Source organism: Enterococcus sp. M-BR2, from assembly GCF_056612775.1.
The window spans coordinates 1,367,943-1,384,057 of the sequence record NZ_CM152743.1; the positions used below are offsets into that span (position 1 = coordinate 1,367,943).

At 37.8% G+C, this 16,115-nt stretch carries 18 protein-coding genes and 1 tRNA gene; 4 read left to right on the forward strand and 15 right to left on the reverse strand.

Going from position 1 to position 16,115, the window contains the following annotated elements:
• Positions 1-9: 9 nt before the first annotated feature.
• A complete protein-coding gene (map, locus tag AC1F25_RS06650; protein WP_002292891.1) occupies positions 10-774 on the reverse strand; it encodes a type I methionyl aminopeptidase in 765 nt (254 codons plus the stop codon).
• Between the two features lie 157 nt (positions 775-931).
• Between map and AC1F25_RS06655 the strand changes: the two genes are divergently transcribed.
• Positions 932-1,372 (forward strand): flavodoxin, encoded by a 441-nt coding sequence (locus tag AC1F25_RS06655; RefSeq protein WP_002292892.1) that lies wholly within the window; start codon positions 932-934, stop codon positions 1,370-1,372.
• Positions 1,373-1,547: 175 nt separating this feature from the next.
• On the opposite strand, the gene AC1F25_RS06660 is transcribed toward AC1F25_RS06655, so the two are convergent.
• Positions 1,548-2,117 (reverse strand): TetR/AcrR family transcriptional regulator, encoded by a 570-nt coding sequence (locus AC1F25_RS06660; RefSeq protein WP_479993989.1) that lies wholly within the window; start codon positions 2,115-2,117, stop codon positions 1,548-1,550.
• Between the two features lie 255 nt (positions 2,118-2,372).
• Here AC1F25_RS06660 and AC1F25_RS06665 point away from each other — a divergent pair, with 255 nt between their 5' ends.
• Positions 2,373-3,605 carry an aminopeptidase gene (locus tag AC1F25_RS06665; protein WP_151668647.1) on the forward strand — a complete coding sequence of 411 codons (1,233 nt, stop codon included), beginning with the start codon at positions 2,373-2,375 and terminating at the stop codon, positions 3,603-3,605.
• Positions 3,606-3,880: 275 nt separating this feature from the next.
• Here AC1F25_RS06665 and AC1F25_RS06670 read toward each other — a convergent pair whose 3' ends face one another.
• From AC1F25_RS06670 to AC1F25_RS06680, 3 genes are all read right to left on the reverse strand, one after another.
• Entirely contained in the window at positions 3,881-4,300 is a 420-nt protein-coding gene (locus AC1F25_RS06670; protein ID WP_479993990.1) for a hypothetical protein, read from the reverse strand.
• Positions 4,301-4,603: 303 nt separating this feature from the next.
• A complete protein-coding gene (locus AC1F25_RS06675) occupies positions 4,604-4,744 on the reverse strand; it encodes a hypothetical protein (RefSeq protein ID WP_002292898.1) in 141 nt (46 codons plus the stop codon).
• Positions 4,745-4,922: 178 nt separating this feature from the next.
• A tRNA-Arg gene (locus tag AC1F25_RS06680) sits at positions 4,923-4,996 on the reverse strand.
• 153 nt (positions 4,997-5,149) lie between these two features.
• On the opposite strand from AC1F25_RS06680, the gene AC1F25_RS06685 reads away from it, so the two are divergent.
• A complete protein-coding gene (locus AC1F25_RS06685) occupies positions 5,150-5,314 on the forward strand; it encodes a hypothetical protein (RefSeq protein WP_002286676.1) in 165 nt (54 codons plus the stop codon).
• 70 nt (positions 5,315-5,384) lie between these two features.
• Here AC1F25_RS06685 and AC1F25_RS06690 read toward each other — a convergent pair whose 3' ends face one another.
• The 5 genes from AC1F25_RS06690 to AC1F25_RS06710 form a co-directional block, all read right to left on the reverse strand.
• Positions 5,385-6,566 (reverse strand): GNAT family N-acetyltransferase, encoded by a 1,182-nt coding sequence (locus AC1F25_RS06690; protein WP_002292899.1) that lies wholly within the window; start codon positions 6,564-6,566, stop codon positions 5,385-5,387.
• A 123-nt stretch (positions 6,567-6,689) separates the two neighbouring features.
• Positions 6,690-7,103, reverse strand: coding sequence for a DUF3284 domain-containing protein (locus AC1F25_RS06695; protein WP_002292900.1), 414 nt, complete (start codon positions 7,101-7,103; stop codon positions 6,690-6,692).
• Positions 7,103-7,285, reverse strand: a complete 183-nt coding sequence (locus tag AC1F25_RS06700) for a DUF3188 domain-containing protein (protein ID WP_002286596.1) — start codon at positions 7,283-7,285, stop codon at positions 7,103-7,105. The genes AC1F25_RS06695 and AC1F25_RS06700 overlap by 1 nt, the downstream gene beginning before the upstream one ends.
• Positions 7,286-7,316: 31 nt before the next feature.
• A complete protein-coding gene (locus AC1F25_RS06705; RefSeq protein WP_002292901.1) occupies positions 7,317-7,538 on the reverse strand; it encodes a hypothetical protein in 222 nt (73 codons plus the stop codon).
• 69 nt (positions 7,539-7,607) lie between these two features.
• Complete coding sequence (locus tag AC1F25_RS06710) at positions 7,608-9,068, reverse strand: PTS sugar transporter subunit IIC (RefSeq protein WP_002292902.1); 1,461 nt, start codon at positions 9,066-9,068, stop codon at positions 7,608-7,610.
• Positions 9,069-9,214: 146 nt separating this feature from the next.
• Between AC1F25_RS06710 and AC1F25_RS06715 the strand changes: the two genes are divergently transcribed.
• Complete coding sequence (locus AC1F25_RS06715) at positions 9,215-10,174, forward strand: IS30 family transposase (protein ID WP_002336308.1); 960 nt, start codon at positions 9,215-9,217, stop codon at positions 10,172-10,174.
• 66 nt (positions 10,175-10,240) lie between these two features.
• On the opposite strand, the gene AC1F25_RS06720 is transcribed toward AC1F25_RS06715, so the two are convergent.
• The 5 genes from AC1F25_RS06720 to AC1F25_RS06740 all read right to left on the reverse strand — a co-directional run bounded on the left by AC1F25_RS06720 (position 10,241) and on the right by AC1F25_RS06740 (position 16,115).
• Entirely contained in the window at positions 10,241-10,561 is a 321-nt protein-coding gene (locus AC1F25_RS06720) for a PTS lactose/cellobiose transporter subunit IIA (RefSeq protein WP_002286604.1), read from the reverse strand.
• Positions 10,562-10,589: 28 nt separating this feature from the next.
• Positions 10,590-10,907: a PTS sugar transporter subunit IIB gene (locus AC1F25_RS06725; protein ID WP_002286606.1), complete on the reverse strand. Its 318-nt coding sequence runs from the start codon at positions 10,905-10,907 to the stop codon at positions 10,590-10,592.
• A 152-nt stretch (positions 10,908-11,059) separates the two neighbouring features.
• Entirely contained in the window at positions 11,060-13,762 is a 2,703-nt protein-coding gene (locus AC1F25_RS06730; RefSeq protein ID WP_479993991.1) for a sigma-54-dependent transcriptional regulator, read from the reverse strand.
• Positions 13,763-13,824: 62 nt separating this feature from the next.
• The gene (locus AC1F25_RS06735; RefSeq protein ID WP_002314212.1) at positions 13,825-15,102 is read right to left on the reverse strand and encodes a DEAD/DEAH box helicase; all 1,278 of its coding nucleotides are present in this window, start codon (positions 15,100-15,102) and stop codon (positions 13,825-13,827) included.
• Positions 15,102-16,115, reverse strand: a complete 1,014-nt coding sequence (locus AC1F25_RS06740; protein WP_073490215.1) for a Gfo/Idh/MocA family protein — start codon at positions 16,113-16,115, stop codon at positions 15,102-15,104. The genes AC1F25_RS06735 and AC1F25_RS06740 overlap by 1 nt, the downstream gene beginning before the upstream one ends.

Genomic DNA, 16,115 nt, shown 5'->3' on the forward strand with positions numbered 1-16,115 from the left:
TTGGCTGAATCAATAGGTACCTTCTTCTCCTTGTGATGTCAAGATTCTAGGGCCATCTTTAGTAATAGCCAATGTATGTTCATATTGGCAAGATAGTCCGCCGTCTCTTGTATAAGCAGTCCAACCATTAGGATCCATTTTCATTTTCCAAGTTCCGGTATTGACCATAGGCTCGATCGTGATGACCATACCTTCTTTCAATCGCAAACCTTTTCCAGCTTCTCCGTAATGAGGAACGGCTGGTTCTTCATGGATCGTCGGACCAACGCCATGACCAATAAAATCACGGACGATCGCTAGATTTTCACCTTCTACATATGTCTGGATAGCATGACCGATGTCGCCGATCCGATTTCCTACTTGTGCTTGCTCAATACCGATGTACAATGCTTTCTTCGTTACTTCCATCAATCGGTCGATCTCAGGTGTAGATTCTCCTACTACATAAGCCCAACAAGAATCGGAAATGCCGCCTTTCAAATCGATACACATGTCGACTTTTACCAAATCGCCGCTTTTCAAAGGTTTTTTACGAGGAAATCCATGACAAATTTCATCATTGATACTGATACAAGTCGCATATTCATACCCTTCGAAGCCAATTTGCGCAGCGATTCCTCCATGACTCTCGATATAGTTTCTGACAAATACCTCAATATCCCAACTTGTTATGCCTGGTTTGATAAAATCACGCAGATTTTTATGTACATCTGCCAATAAAGCGCCAGATTCTGCCATCATTTCAATTTCACGTGCTGATTTTAAAGTAATCATATTTTCGTCTCCTTTTTACAAATCTCTCTCATTTTAACATAGCGGCATACATTTAGCCAAATGACATTTCCCGTGTGTCTCTAGGTTTTATTTTCTTTTCAACGATGTTTTGGTATAATTCATAATTGTTAAATAATTTTAAACAAGGAGGCACATCATGGCTTTAGCAAAAATCGTATATGCTAGCATGACAGGAAATACTGAAGAAATCGCCGATATTGTTGCAGAAGCATTTGAAAATATGGATATCGAAGTCGAAATCAACGAATGTACCCAAGTAGATGCAGATGAATTCGAGGAGGCAGATATTTGCGTCGTAGCTACTTATACATACGATGATGGCGATCTTCCTGATGAGATTGTAGATTTTTATGAAGACTTGCAAGAGTTGGATCTATCAGGGAAAATCTACGGCGTCTGCGGATCTGGAGATACTTTTTACGATGAATTCTGTAAATCAGTGGATGACTTCGATGCTGCTTTTGGAAAAACAGGCGCATCAAAAGGCGCAGAAAATGTAAAAGTAGACTTAAATGCTGAGGAAGAAGATATCGAAAATCTAGAAGCTTTCGCTAAAGAATTAGTCGCAAAACTTTAATATGCTTGAGATATAAAAGAGCCGTCCAGATTGAATCAATCTAGACGGCTCTTTTATTGTATTCATGGAAGAGTTCTTCGGGAGTTAAAAATGTATACGCTGTAAGAAAAACGAAATTTTCCTTATGTTGACACATCTCTTGTTATCTACTGATTGGCGAAACTCTTGAGTATATTCAATCGATTTCGATTGGTTCTTTGAGATTCAAGATTGCATCAATGCTGTCTTGGATCATTTTTTCAATCTGCTCATCAGTTGGATGGATAATGCTTGAAGACATCAAAGCTGCAATCCCGGTAGCTATGATCCATGTACCGTTATGCAAGGATTCGATCTGTTCTTCTGAAAGATCCGCGTAGGCTGGGTCCCGTTTCACTGTATTCACAAAGTAAGTATAAGAGAAATTTTGCGTCTCTTTTCCTCCACCATATTCTTCTAAGTACAGTGAACGATACAACTTCTTCTCTCTTCTTGCAAAATGGATATAATTAAAAGCAAGATCGATAATCGTATTCCCTGTATGCTCAACTGGAAACACTTCGTATTGCAAATAATCATAGATTTGCTCAAAAAGTGCTTGTCTCAAGTCATCCATATTTTTGAACTCAAGATAGATCGGCTGCGTGGAACAATTCATTTTGTTCGCAATGTTTCTCGCAGTAAATCGTGTAAATCCCTCGGTGGCAGCTACTTCATAAGCAGCTGCCAAAATCTGTTCTTTAGTAATCGTCTTTTTTCTTGCCATATTTTTTTAATCTCCTCAATTTTTTTATAACGCTTCCACCATTGATTAATTTCATTGTAACATGTTTTTTTTGATATGCAAAATTAGTTTTCGATTTTCTTCACAAGCTAAAATAGCAAGTCGTGTCATAGAACGTGAAACGCAACCAGAAAAAAATAACCTCCTTTTTTTATTTAAAGCTACATTGTTTGAATCATGATTAAATGGTATCATGCTAATAGTTACCAGAAAAAATGGTGAGGAGGAATTTTTATTATGTTATCGAATTTTAATGAACTTCTAAAAAAATATGCACGCTTAATTGCAGAAACTGGCGTGGCCACAGAAAAAGGTCACACAGTCGTTTTACAGATCAGTGTAGACCAAGCACCCCTTGCTCGCTTGATCACACAAGAAGCTTACAAATTAGGAGCTGCTGAAGTCATCGTTCAGTGGACAGATGATCAGATTCAAAGAGAATTTCTTTTACATGCAGCAACAGATCGTATTGAGGATGTACCACAATCTAAAATCGTTCAAGTGGATGAATGGCTTGAAAAAGGAGCAAGCAGGATTAGTGTCGTTTCTGCCGATCCTGATGCGTTTGCCGGTGTAGACAGCCACCGAGTAGCAACTTATCAAGCAGCTGCCGGTAAAGCACTAATGAATTTGCGCAAGGCAACTCAGGCAAATAAAGTCAGTTGGACTGTTGTAGCTGCTGCTGGTAAACAATGGGCAGCAAAAGTTTTTCCAGATCTGCCAGAAGAAGAACAAGTTGATGCATTATGGGATCAAATTTTTAAAACAACTCGTGTCTACGAAGAAGACCCTGTTTTAGCATGGAAAAAACACGATGAGAAATTAGCAAAAAAAGCAGAAGAATTGAATCAAGAACAATTTTCTGCCCTGCACTACACTGCTCCTGGTACGGATATCATCATTGGATTGCCTAAAAACCATCTTTGGGAAGGTGCTGGAAGCTACAATGCTCGAGGGGAAAAATTCATGGCAAATATGCCAACAGAAGAAGTGTTCACCGCTCCTGACAGTCATCGTGTAGATGGGTATATTTCAAGTACAAAACCACTGAGTTATGCTGGTACGATCATCTCTGGTATGAAATTTACTTTCAAAGATGGAAAAGTAGTTGACTTTTCTGCCGAACAAGGCGAAGATGTCTTAGAAAAATTGCTTGATACCGATGAAGGTGCGCGTCGTCTAGGAGAAGTGGCACTTGTTCCTGACCCTTCACCTATTTCTCAATCTGGTATCATTTTCTTCAATACACTATTTGATGAAAACGCATCGAACCATTTAGCCTTAGGGTCTGCTTATGCCTTCAGTGTGAAAGGCGGTACAGAAATGTCCGATGAAGAATTAGCAGAAGCTGGTTTGAATAGAAGTCAAACCCATGTAGATTTCATGGTAGGATCTGACAAGATGGATATCGATGGTATCCGCGAAGACGGTTCTACAGTACCGATTTTCCGTAATGGAGATTGGGCTTGAGCAAAATCTTATTAGCACAAATAAAATAACGAAAAATATATAAAAAAGAGAGTGGGACAATAGTCAGAAAAAAATCTGATTATTGCCCCACTCTCTAGATATAAGTCAAAAAGATTGAACGTATTAGTGTACTTCCATTTTTCTCTTTTAAACTTCTCCTTCAACTTGCACAATGAATCTTTGCTCATGATTCCAATTAAATGCAGAAGATATCAACGCCCGATCAGTATGACCTCCTCTGGTCCAACTCATATAGTTCCCGTTTGACATATTTTCTATAAAAATATATTTCCCAACGAATTCTGTCCGGCTGAATATAACTTCCACAGAGTCCCTACCCTCTCTTTGTTACTCGAGAAGTCCAAAATGCTTCCTCCACTATCCCAAATATATTGCGGTGTAAAATTCATACTTCCCGGAATCTGCTCCCGGATATAATAACCACCGGCATTTGCATTGTACTCCATTACCCAACGTTGGATTGAGTCAGATTGATTATAATTTTCCATTGAAATTTCAAAATATAGAATAGGATTATGAGGTATGCGTGACACAGTAAGCGTTGTATCACTAGCAGCTCGAAGCGAAACAACTTTATTATTATATTCACTGGCATCCACCGTCCCAGTCCCTAAAAAACCACTACATAAAGATGTCAAGACGATTGTACTAAGTATCAATTTTGCTTTTTTCATTTTCTACTTCCTCCTTTTTTATCAAAGATTGAGAAACCCTTTAATTTCTCTTTTAAATGTTTTTTATATTTTTTATTAAGTGCTAAATAAGAAGATTCTTTATGTACTTATTCAAACTAACTAGGTATTTCAAATCGAACAAAAAACTTCTGACTTTCCAATTATTCTAGCTGTGAAGTGCTGTTTGTATCAACTATACTTAGTACTAATCCCACTTTCGAGATTCTCTATGTAGTGCGCCTGTACATTATGTGCCCAGATTAGCATAAAAAGTTAAACATACTTATGCCCACTAGAAAGGCTCTAGCTCCATAGCATTGGAAAAGCTACACACCTACCAGTAAAACCACTTTGTTCTATTACCCTTGCATCTGCGAAAGCCCTAAGTAAAACAATCAATGTAGCGCTAAGAATCCATTTTTTTAATTTTTCTCCTTCTTTCATTTTTATTTTTATTTTTTGCTTTCCGTTTTAATGAAAATGTTTTTTTATCACCTTCTTTCAACAACAATTATACCCTTATATCAATAAAAAATGAAGTTTTTTTAATTATAAAACATTTAATTTTTGTTGTTTTAAAATAAAAAAACCTGTACCACAAAGGATACAGGGGTTATTTATACGTTCCTGACTGGAATCGAACCAGCGACCTATCGCTTAGGAGGCGATTGCTCTATCCTACTGAGCTACAGGAACAATTTCAATAAATCAATTGTAGCTTGTTTGTTTTTTACTTGCAAGCTTATCTGCTAAAAAAATCAGCTTGTAGGTTAGGCAAAACGTTTCCACTAGCTCTTAACAGATGATAAACTAGGAGTAGAATGAAATAATACAGGGAGGTTCTTTCCAATGAATGATAAACCAAAAGAAAAAGTATATGCCGAACGCTTAGATTCATCTAAAAAAAATCGGGAAAAGATCACGAAAGAAGCAATCCAAGACCACAAAAAAGAAAACCCTAAAACAAAAGAAAACAAAAAATTCAAATTTACGAAAAAAGAGGATTTACTTTAATATTTTCCTTCAAATGTCAAACGAAAAATAAACGGGTGGTGACAAAAATATTGTCATCACCCGTTTTTTATCAAAAATAGTCATTAAGGATTGGCTGTTGCTGTGGCAAGATCGAACTTAACATTTCTTCATATTCTTTTGCCACCTGTATCCTCTCTTGGAATACCAGCTCTTCAACTTTACGATATCCTAATAATAGCTGTGTGATATGTTGGATACTTCCGCGAACGATCGGTAACGCCGTTTGTTCTACTTTTGAGAGATGGTTTTTTCCATTTTTAATCGTTACTTCCACGATTCCTTCATTCCATTTTGCATACTGATCTTCTTCTATCTGAAGAGCAAAGGCAGCTTGTTTCTTTCTAAATGGATATTTTTCCAAAAACAAAGAAATATCCACGATCCTCGCCATCATATAAGGTGTGATCGTTACAGAAGCAAATGGATTTGCTAATAGATAATTTTGATCATTGCCACCGTAGCCACATGAATATTCAAATGTTTCAAAAGCACCGTTATGGGAACTTACAAAGCGGACAAGGCTGCAAAAGGCATCGTGATTCAAAAATCCCCATTCCACAATAATAAAGGAAGACGCTGCAAGCTGGTAAACGACATAGCCCATTGCTTCCCCAGTATCATCAAAATACAAAGCAAACTGGTAATTACCTTTTTGCTTGAATTTATACGTATACCACCAGTCTTCGCGCTTCAGACCAGCTCGTTGATTTTCAGGCATCTGTTCATAAATTCGTTTGATAGCAGCTTTTGCATCTTCGAAATTCATACGCTTCATCTTGCCAGATTTCTTTTTGGTAAAAGGCACGTCACGACTGTTTAGTTGATAACTGATTTTATCAAACGATTGTTCATAGCCATAGCGCCGATAGAAGGGATAGGAGAAGGGCGCCAGATAAGATAAGCTTACTTTACGATAACGGCAATCTTCAAGAATCTTTTCCATGATCTGATTGATTCCGCCTTGTCCCCTTGCTTCAGGATAAGAAGCAACATAGCCAATACCGGCCATTAAATACTCTTGTCCGTAAAAATTCACTGGGAAAGGAGTCGCCATGACTTGACTTGTTAGCCGATCCTCCTCATCAAAAAAACCGTAATTCCAGGAATTCTCCGCAAGTGTACGAAAACGTTCTCTCCTTTCAGGTGTATCTGCCCCATTAAATGCATATGTGGCTAAAGCAAACATTTCCTCAATCGAAGATCCCCCTAGCTCTCTTACTTGTTTTGTCATTTTGCTGCCCCTTCCTACAAAAAAGCTAGTGAGGAATCTCAGGAAAGACTTTGCTTCCTCTGAAAAATCTCTTCTAGCTTACTTCATTTTTCAATAACTAAATAGTACCATTTTTTCAATGGTTTAATACGTTGCTTCGATCATCTCTAGCATTTTTTTGAAACGTCTCCGCTTAAAGTACATCAAGATCGTTCCTAAAAGCATATCATTCAACTTTTGAAGCATGCCGTAAGACTCCATTTTTTCTGTGTAATGAATCTCACAGGTCGAATCGTCTACTGGTTTGATTTGATAATGAACAACGAATTCATTCTTCGTTGTCGATGTACGAAACTTATAAGACTGGTTTTCAATGACTTCTTCGATTTTTATACGAGCCCGGTTATTTTGCGAGAATTGTTTGACGTACTCCAAATTTTTCAGCTGTTTTCTGGTCACTGATTTGCCGGTCGCTTTACGTACATCGAAAAGAACAGAATCCATAACTTTATCGTAAAAAAACGACGCTGGAATATTTAATTTTTTTGTGATTTCCATTAGTTATTTTTCTCCTTTGCTTCTTCTCTTTTTTTCCCCTTCATGAAGAAGTAGATTCCTAATCCTGTTAGGAAAAGACCCGTGACCATACTATACAAATCATACCTTTGCGAATGTGGATTCAAACTATACAACACGATCAAAGAACCAATACTACATAAAAATAAACCGTTTTTTATCATATCAACCATCCTATCTTTTTGAACCATTTTCTTAAACAGCTGTTGACTGAAAATAAAGGACTGTTCCCCAAGGCTGTGCTTTGATTAGTTCCTTTGCTTTTTTAGCCGCAGCTTCCGGATCTTCTGCACTTGTCTCAAAGAACATTTTGATTCCTTGTTTTTCTTTAAACGTAAATGTCATTCCTTCTTCATTGTATCCTTCTAACAATTCTTTGATTGCATCTTGTTGCATTGCACTGGCAATTGAAATCATTTTTCAGTTCCTCCTCGAAAATTCATTATGAGGAACGAAACTTAAAGCGTCCCGCTCCTCAGATTCATCTTATTGTTGTTCGCCTGCGGCAGGGTCCATTTTGTTTGCAGAAATGACAAACGGTGCCCAAATCAAGAAAGTCACGACCATACATACCAATGTTACGATTGGTGCTCGCCAATCCGCTCCTGTTGCTAAGAATGACAATAAGAACGGCGGTACTACCCATGTAACTTGTTGCGATACTGGTGCTACAAGTCCAAAGTAAGTTGCTAACCAACCGATAGCTGTCGCAACTACTGGAGCAATCAAGAATGGGATGAACATGATGGCATTCAATACGATCGGCAGACCAAACATCACTGGCTCGTTGATATTGAAAATACCAGGTCCAATGGATAATTTAGCTACTGTTAAATAATCCGCTCGTTTAGAGAAAATCAAGATAGCTATCAGTAAGACGATCGTTCCACCTGATCCGCCAAACCATGCAAAAGCATCGAACGATCCACGGACCCACATATAAGCTTTTCCATCTTCGATTGCATCTAACACGGCTGGTGTACCAGTTTTTCCGTTATAACCTTTTTGGAAAATATCAATATTGATTAGTTGTGCTTGTCCCCAGATTCCCTCTAGCACTGGTGCCAATACATTTGGCCCATGAATACCAAAGAACCAGAATACTTGAACAAACACTGTGACGATCAATACTGCTCCCAACCCTTGAGATAATCCTAGGAATGGTTCTGCAATATATTTTTGCACCAAATCAATGATTAGTTGCCCATCAGCTACACGACCTACGATATAATTGATAATAGCAATGACATATAAAGCGATCGTAGCTGGTAAAATGGCTGCAAATGCTTTAGATACTGCTGGTGGTACTGAATCAGGCATTTTGATCGTAATGTTAGCAAGCATCAATTTACAAAAAATAATGACTGAAATTGCTCCCATGATCATAACTGTAAAATAAGCGTTTCCATTCAAATGATCTAGTTTTAGCCAACCCCATAATCCAACTGACAGTGTACCATCTGCAATCGTTGCACCAATCTCAGAACTATTGATTGCATCTGCGACATTTGAAGGGACATTCACATCTAATGCTGCTGATAATGCTGGACCAAAGGAAATACCTTGAATCAAGGTAGCTAGACCAACGATTCCCCCAGCTAGATCATTTACTCCATAAGCTCGGGCAAGATTATACCCCCAAGAAAAGGCAAAGATCAATCCGGCGATTGCTAGTGTACCGTTCCAGACAAAACCATTGATTCCGATGATGACATTCAATACGGCAAAGATTCCTTTGTCTGCTGCTAAACTGTCAGCGTAGGTACTGTTAAACTGTTGCGGTAAATCTCGAATAATTGCATTGATCATTACAGCGACTGATCCCGCCATTGTTGCGGGCAGTGTGCCGATAAAAGCATCACGCAAAGCAACTAAATGTTTTTGCGCTCCGATTTTTGCGGCAACTGGCAGGATGTATTTCTCCATCCAACTTGTTAGTCCGTTCATTTTTTACTTCCTCCTATAAGTTTTTTATATAAAGAGAGTTCTCTTTATAACAACGCCGATTGTAAAATTAAGCTAGACAACTAAAAAAGTCATTTGTGCTACACTCAAAATAGTTCCGACCAAAGAATTATAAGGAGTGAGTACAAATGACCTATACCCATCTTACAACGGATGAACTTGTAATAATAGAGTCTTATTTCAAAATTAATCAATCTGTTGCTAAAACTGCCCATTGCTTGAATCGTTCAAGACAAACGATCCATAAAGTATATCTGTTCTTCAAGCAAGGAAAATCAGCCTTAGAATATTATCAACAGTATAAGAAAAACAAATCAAACTGTGGTAGACGTCCGCTTGTTTTACCCGAGGAACAATCAGAATATATTCAAAGAAAGGTTGTTCAAGGATGGACACCCGATGTGATTGTTGGTCGTGCAGCGTTTCCTATTAGTTGTTCTGCTCGTACCATTTATCGTATGTTCAAAAAGGGGCTATTTGATTCTTCTGACTTACCGATGAAAGGCAAGCGTAAACCGAATGGACATCAAGAAAGACGTGGAAAACAAACTTTCCGCCGCTCTATTCATGAACGTGAAAAGGATTATAGCCAATTCTCAAATGAGTTTGGTCACCTTGAAGGTGACACTATCGTAGGTCTGAAACATAAAAGTGCTGTAATTACCTTAGTTGAACGATTATCAAAAGTTATCATCACATTGAAACCGTGTGGTAGACAAGCGATTGATATTGAAAAAAAATTAAATCAATGGTTTGAATCTGTACCGAAAAACCTATTCAAATCCATCACTTTTGATTGTGGAAAGGAATTTTCAAATTGGAAACAGATCAGTAATGTCAATGATATTGCCATTTATTTCGCTGATCCAGGAACGCCGTCTCAAAGAGGCCTAAACGAGAATTCTAACGGATTGTTACGTAGAGATGGTTTATTGAAATCTATGGATTTCAATTCAGTAGATGAATTTTTTATTCAATCTGTCGCATCTAAACGAAATAATATTCCTAGAAAATCACTGGATTATCGAACACCTTTGGAAGTATTTTTGAGTTACGTAAGTATTGATGATCTGTCTAACTTAATTTGACAATTAAGACAAAATAAAAAATCCGTTCAAAAATTTTTCTTCTTCCGTTCAAAAAAGAAGTTGTATTTATTCGCTGTATACGCGACGATAAAGTTCGATGATTTCTTTTGCTAAATCAGTAAACGCAATAGACGTCATTAAATGATCTTGACTATGAACAGTCAATAACGTCACTTGCATATGATTTCCTTGTGCTTCTTGTGTCAACATATCTGTTTGTGCATGATGTGCTTGTATAAGTGATTCTTCTGCATCAGCGATTTTTCTATCCGCTAACTCGAAATCACCGATTTTAGCAGCCGCAATCGCTTCCATTGCGTCGCTCTTTGCATTACCGCCAAACATGATTAGTCCCATGATGGCTTCTAGATTTTGCTGATCTTCCACGTTGTTATCCCCCAACTACATACTTGATTTATTTCATTAGATTTTCTGCCTGTGCAAGTACTTTTTCTCCATTCATCATGCCATAGTCTTGCATATTGATAACATCTAACGGAATACCTTTAGGCGCAAGTTTTTGTTCGAATTGAGCTTTCATGAAACGTACTTGAGGACCTAATAATAAAACATCGACATTCTTAGATTCTAAATTATTATCTGCATCTGAGGCAGAGACAGCAAAAATATCGGCTTCCATTCCTTTTTCTTCTGCTGCTTTTTGCATTTTTGTGACCAATAAACTCGTACTCATCCCTGCTGAACAAACTAACATAATTGTTTTTTTTGCCATTTTTAACACTCCTTTTATTTTTTTTTACACTTTTATATAATGCAAGAAGCATGCCAAGAAAAAAAGAGCTAAAATAGCGTTTTCATGCTTTTTAGCTCTTTTATATAGTGCGCACACTGATATTCAGTGTGTAAACAGTATGATTAGTGTGTTTATTTTTTTATTTTGTTTTCAAGAAACATTTGTGTAAGAAACGCGATATCATCTTCTGAAATTTTTACCTGATATTTTCGTTCCAGTGCCATCAAATTTGCTCGAACGATATCCATTTCCAAACGGTAAATTTTTGAGAAAATAGATAGTTTCTCAAATTGCCGATGCGATTCTTTTTTGATCAATCCGTCTAGCATGAAGGCTAAATGGATGACAATTCCAGTATCTACTCCTGGTTCTACGATAATCGACAAATCTGTCTGGATCTGCTGAACTGTTTTTTGCAATGAGCGGATCAATTCATCAATAGAAAAGACATCACTTAATGATCCTGAAAGCGAATCAACAATTTTAGCTGTTGGGACCTCATCATCAGCTATACGCTTCAAAACATTCAATTTTTCATCATCAAAAACGTCATAGGCAGAAAAAAATGGGATATTTTGATAATCAACGTCAACCGTTCCTGCAATTGCTTTGATTTCATATTCTTCCAATAAGGCATCAATGTGTTTTTTGAATGATTCGCGTTCTAAAAACTGCATCTGGATCAGTTCTACTTTGTTTTGATTAATCACCGGCATAATCCGTTGATACAATTTGGCAGCTACTCCCTCACCAGTAAAACATGTCACGATGACGGCTTTTTTACGCTGTAAAGTTTCAGCTTTTTCCGCTTTGAACTGATCACGTACGATTGATTCAAAGGAGAGCTGAATATTTTGATAAATGTCTTCTAAGCTTCTTCCAACACTTGCCATCCGTATCGCTTCTATCACAATCATCGTACTTGTCATTGTGATTGCTTTCGTCCGAATGCCAGTCTCTTCATAAATCAAATCACTGAAAGTGTTTAATGATCCCATATCTGTTAACAAAAGCAGTCCATTCGTCAAATGCCCCTGATAATTTTTGACATATTGTAGTACCTCTTCATACATTGTTTGAACTTCCATAACCAATGGCATATTAAAAGCTTTTCCTACTTTTGTTCCTAATAGTTCTTGCGCCATCTCCAACATACTTGAAGCGGTCTGTCTGCCGTGCATCAGTACGAGAACATCTACTTTGTTTTCTTTAACAGGCTCACTTTCTCCTAAGTTGATAGAAAGAAACATACTGATAAAGCCAATTTCATCAAAAGGAATCTCGACTTGTTCTTCTTCTTCAATGATTGTCGAAAGATCGATTGCTACCTGGAATTCCTTCTTAAAATTTTTTCGTACGTTATTCAAATCTGGATGGACAATCATATGTCCTTCTCTCACACGATCCAATGTACTTTGCAAATGCAAAGCAAAAGCAAAACGAGCTTTTTCATTATAAATACGGTCTAACCGTTTTTCAGCTACATCATACAATTGATTGGTTAGCCGCCAGATCTCATCTGGTAAAAGATCTTTTGGGATTGAACTTTTAGTCAATTCTTTGACATATGTCTGAAAATAAGCATCCACATCTTTTGAAATGAGCGTCTCCAAATCGATGTTCTCCACACCGGTTTCAGAAAGAGAAGTAACTTTTTCCTCAATATCGTTGTAGACTTGCATGTTTCTTTCTGGATCTTGTGACCAGACGACATCAGCAAATCCTGGTTCAAATGTCAAATACTGGCTCTTACTGTCCATGAATCGGTCGAGGCGTTCTGGTATTTCTTTGATTTTCAGTAGTCCTTTTTGTACTTGAAGGGAAAGTTCTTCTTTTCGAATGATCAGTTTTTTCTCATGATGCGTTCGGTAATGTAAAAAAGATTTTGCACAGACTAATTTCAAGTCTCGTTTCACTTGACCGATATTCCCTTCCGCATCATAAAGCATAAAGGCAAGAATCGCTTCTTTTTCGATATCGATACGTTGATTTAAACGGTTCGCTTCTTGTTTGATGAAAAGAGAGATGATCTCATAACGCTCATCCAGTGAACGCGAAGCAAGGTTTGGCAAGGTGATAGCCATAGGGATCCGTCGGTTGAAGGTAGTCAAGAAGCTTTCTGAAGATTCAGTCGTTGCCCCAATAATCTGAACTGATGCTTCATGTACTTGTGCACTTTCTCCAAGTGGACGATAGGTACCTTTATCGATGAAAGTAAACAGCATTTCCTGCCCTTCCGGTGGTAAACGGTGGATCTCATCTAAAAACAATATACCGCCGTCTGCTTTGGCGATTAGACCAGGACTATCTTGCGCTGCTCCTGTGTAAGCCCCTTTTTTGATCCCAAAGATGTGTCCAAAGAGCAGTTGGGGATTTTGAGCATAATCCGCACAATTGAAAGAAACAAATGGCGCATCGGCTGAAAGCATTTCAGATTCGATTGCAAAATGATACATACATTCCGCAAACATTGACTTCCCTGTACCAGTTTCTCCAAAAATAATGGTATGTAGCCCCCGCGGCGGATAAAGAATCGCTGCTTTTGCCTGCTGTATACTGACTTTTAAAGAATCATTTTCTCCAACGAGCGTTTCAAAAGTCACTTGCGTAGAAGAGTCGACATGTACTTCATCAGATTTTGATTTTTCCGTTGGCAAGGAGTAAACGACTGGTCGGCCAGCGGTTTTTACAATATGATGAGCCTTATACAGTTCGCTTAAATATCGGCTTGCATTGCTTCGATCAATATTCAAGCGCTCAGCTACATCACTTGCTGTCAATCCTTGTTGGTTTTCTGTCAATAGATGCAAAATCTCTTCTTGACGTTCTTTCACATAATCCCTCCTCTGGCAACCAATTTTGTTCCCGTTTTCATAATCATAGCATAAAAAGGCGCTTATTTGCGCCTTGCTCCTTTATTTCTCTCTTTTTTTGATTTATTTTTAACTTTTTTTCTTGATTTGTTTTTGTTATGCTCTGGATTTTGTTCTTTCCCATGAAAAGATTTCTTATACTTGTTATTCGCTGCGGTAGCTACATCTTCTTTGATTGGTTGATCCGTTTGTAACTTTCCTCCGTGCAGAAAAATCTCTTCAAGTGTTATGTTTGTCGGACGTAAAAGTCGTTTCAAATCTCTTAAATTGTTATCTTGTACGAGTGTGATCACTGTTCCTTCATTGCCCATTCGTCCAGTTCTTCCAGAACGATGCAAGTAAGCTTCTTCACTTAACGGCACTTCTGCATTCACGACATAAGGAAGTCCTGTAATATCTAAACCTCTAGCCGCCACATCTGTGGTCAAAAGTGCGCTGATCTTTTTCTTTTTGAATTGTTCCAACGCCGCTTTTCGGAGCAGCTTGTTTTGATCAGAGGCCAGGCTTCCTACAGGTACCCCTCTATACAGCAATTTTTCTTCCATCACACCTAATTCAGTCAGTTGATTAAAGAAAATCAGACCTTGAAAATCTTCTATGTGAGTGAGACGTCTTAGATATTCATCTTTCTTTCGTATTGGCACTCGTAAAAAGTAATGTCTCAAGCCTTTTCGAGAATCATCTTCTGCTGTCACGTCGATCGTCTCAAACGTTTTCCCAGTGATTTTTTCAATGCTTTCAAGGGAACGATCTGCTGTTGCTGAAAAAAAGGCTAGCTGATATTCTGTCGGAGCTTGATGAAGAATCTGATCAATGATTTGGCTGTTCCCCGCATCAAATAGCTGGTCTGCTTCATCAAATACCATTGTTTTCACTTGATGTGCTTTTATTTTTTTAGCTTTCATCAATTCCAATATTCTTCCTGGTGTACCAATCAAGATTTCTGGTTTTTTCTTCAAACCTTCAATTTGTCGTTTAACGTTTGCTCCGCCCACCAAAGATTGGACTTTCAATTCTTTGTCTTTTCCCCATTCACGTGCAACATCTGCTACTTGAATAGCTAGTTCTTGAGAAGATGCAAAGATAACCAACGCACTTGCTTCACCTGGTTCCACGTTTAGTAGTAACGGCCAAAGATAAGCCAGTGTTTTACCTGAACCTGTTGGAGAGATGGCTACTATGCTTTGTTTATTGCTTAATGGCTGAAAAACTGCCTGTTGAATAAGAGAAGGTGTAATAAATCCTTTATTCTCATAATTTTTCTGCCAATTTTCGGGAAATACTTGTACAAATTCGTTCATTAAAAATCTTCCTCATTATCTGCATCGAATTTGATGCCACCATTTTTTCTTAAATCATAAATCACTTGGTTCACATTTCTAGCCAGCTCGATCCACTCTTCATACAATAATCCCCAAGCTGCATCTTTCGGATGAGTTATGACATTGGCAAAATCCTCTGCTTCATCTTCCATTGGATTTTCTGCAGCTGTTACTGCTAAGTCAATGATTTCTTCGTGTACCCGATCATGAAACTCTGCTTGTTCGATTGCATTGACGCCATTCATCACTAGCGTTCCTGAGTCAAAATAGATCTCTGATGGCAGATAAGAATCACCGATTTTACCTGGTTGGATCGATACATCGAAAGTATCATAACGCAAGATTCCCCATCCAAGACCATCCACACCAGTAGAAATCTTTCTTGGGAAATAATGGACTTCTTTTGGCATTCCAAACCAAGCGACAGTTGCATACACAAGGTAAACACCTAAATCCATCAATGCACCACCTGAGAAATGAGTCGAGAAGATATTTGGTTCTTCTCCATCTAATACTTGGTCATAACGCGAAGAATATTTCATATAGCTGAAATTTGCACCGATTATCTCGTCTTTTAATGGTAAGTAATCGGCAATCTTTTTAAAACCTGATTCATGGATATTTCTTGCTGCTTCAAAAAAATACACATTGTGTTCATTTGCCAAATGGATGATTTCATCCATTTCTTTTGGCGTCGAAAAAGCTGGCTTTTCCACTATCACATTTTTACCTGCCAAAATTGCTTGCTTAGTCTGACTAAAATGAAGACTATTTGGAGAAGCTATATAAACAGTGTCCATATGAGCAATATTGAAAAAAGTCCTCAAATCTGTTGCAAATTCGATATCCCCTTCATAATGAGAACCAAATTCCTGTGCTTTTTCCAAATGTCTAGAATATACCGCTGTCAATTCATATTTTTTTGTGCTCAAAGCTGCTTGGACAAATTGATGAGTGATCCAATTTGTTCCAATAATACCTAAGTTGATCAT

Bases quoted from the DNA above. Each gene is read 5' to 3' on its own strand.
- AC1F25_RS06690 (WP_002292899.1), bottom strand. From the start codon at position 6,566: ATGACAAAACAAGTAAGAGAGCTAGGGGGATCTTCGATTGAGGAAATG.
- AC1F25_RS06655 (WP_002292892.1), top strand. From the start codon at position 932: ATGGCTTTAGCAAAAATCGTATATGCTAGCATGACAGGAAATACTGAA.
- AC1F25_RS06725 (WP_002286606.1), bottom strand. From the start codon at position 10,907: ATGGCAAAAAAAACAATTATGTTAGTTTGTTCAGCAGGGATGAGTACG.
- AC1F25_RS06735 (WP_002314212.1), bottom strand. From the start codon at position 15,102: ATGAACGAATTTGTACAAGTATTTCCCGAAAATTGGCAGAAAAATTAT.
- AC1F25_RS06695 (WP_002292900.1), bottom strand. From the start codon at position 7,103: ATGGAAATCACAAAAAAATTAAATATTCCAGCGTCGTTTTTTTACGAT.
- AC1F25_RS06675 (WP_002292898.1), bottom strand. From the start codon at position 4,744: ATGAAAGAAGGAGAAAAATTAAAAAAATGGATTCTTAGCGCTACATTG.
- AC1F25_RS06715 (WP_002336308.1), top strand. From the start codon at position 9,215: ATGACCTATACCCATCTTACAACGGATGAACTTGTAATAATAGAGTCT.
- AC1F25_RS06660 (WP_479993989.1), bottom strand. From the start codon at position 2,117: ATGGCAAGAAAAAAGACGATTACTAAAGAACAGATTTTGGCAGCTGCT.
- AC1F25_RS06685 (WP_002286676.1), top strand. From the start codon at position 5,150: ATGAATGATAAACCAAAAGAAAAAGTATATGCCGAACGCTTAGATTCA.
- AC1F25_RS06700 (WP_002286596.1), bottom strand. From the start codon at position 7,285: ATGATAAAAAACGGTTTATTTTTATGTAGTATTGGTTCTTTGATCGTG.
- AC1F25_RS06670 (WP_479993990.1), bottom strand. From the start codon at position 4,300: ATGAAAAAAGCAAAATTGATACTTAGTACAATCGTCTTGACATCTTTA.
- AC1F25_RS06740 (WP_073490215.1), bottom strand. From the start codon at position 16,115: ATGATCAACTTAGGTATTATTGGAACAAATTGGATCACTCATCAATTT.
- map (WP_002292891.1), bottom strand. From the start codon at position 774: ATGATTACTTTAAAATCAGCACGTGAAATTGAAATGATGGCAGAATCT.
- AC1F25_RS06665 (WP_151668647.1), top strand. From the start codon at position 2,373: ATGTTATCGAATTTTAATGAACTTCTAAAAAAATATGCACGCTTAATT.
- AC1F25_RS06705 (WP_002292901.1), bottom strand. From the start codon at position 7,538: ATGATTTCAATTGCCAGTGCAATGCAACAAGATGCAATCAAAGAATTG.
- AC1F25_RS06710 (WP_002292902.1), bottom strand. From the start codon at position 9,068: ATGAACGGACTAACAAGTTGGATGGAGAAATACATCCTGCCAGTTGCC.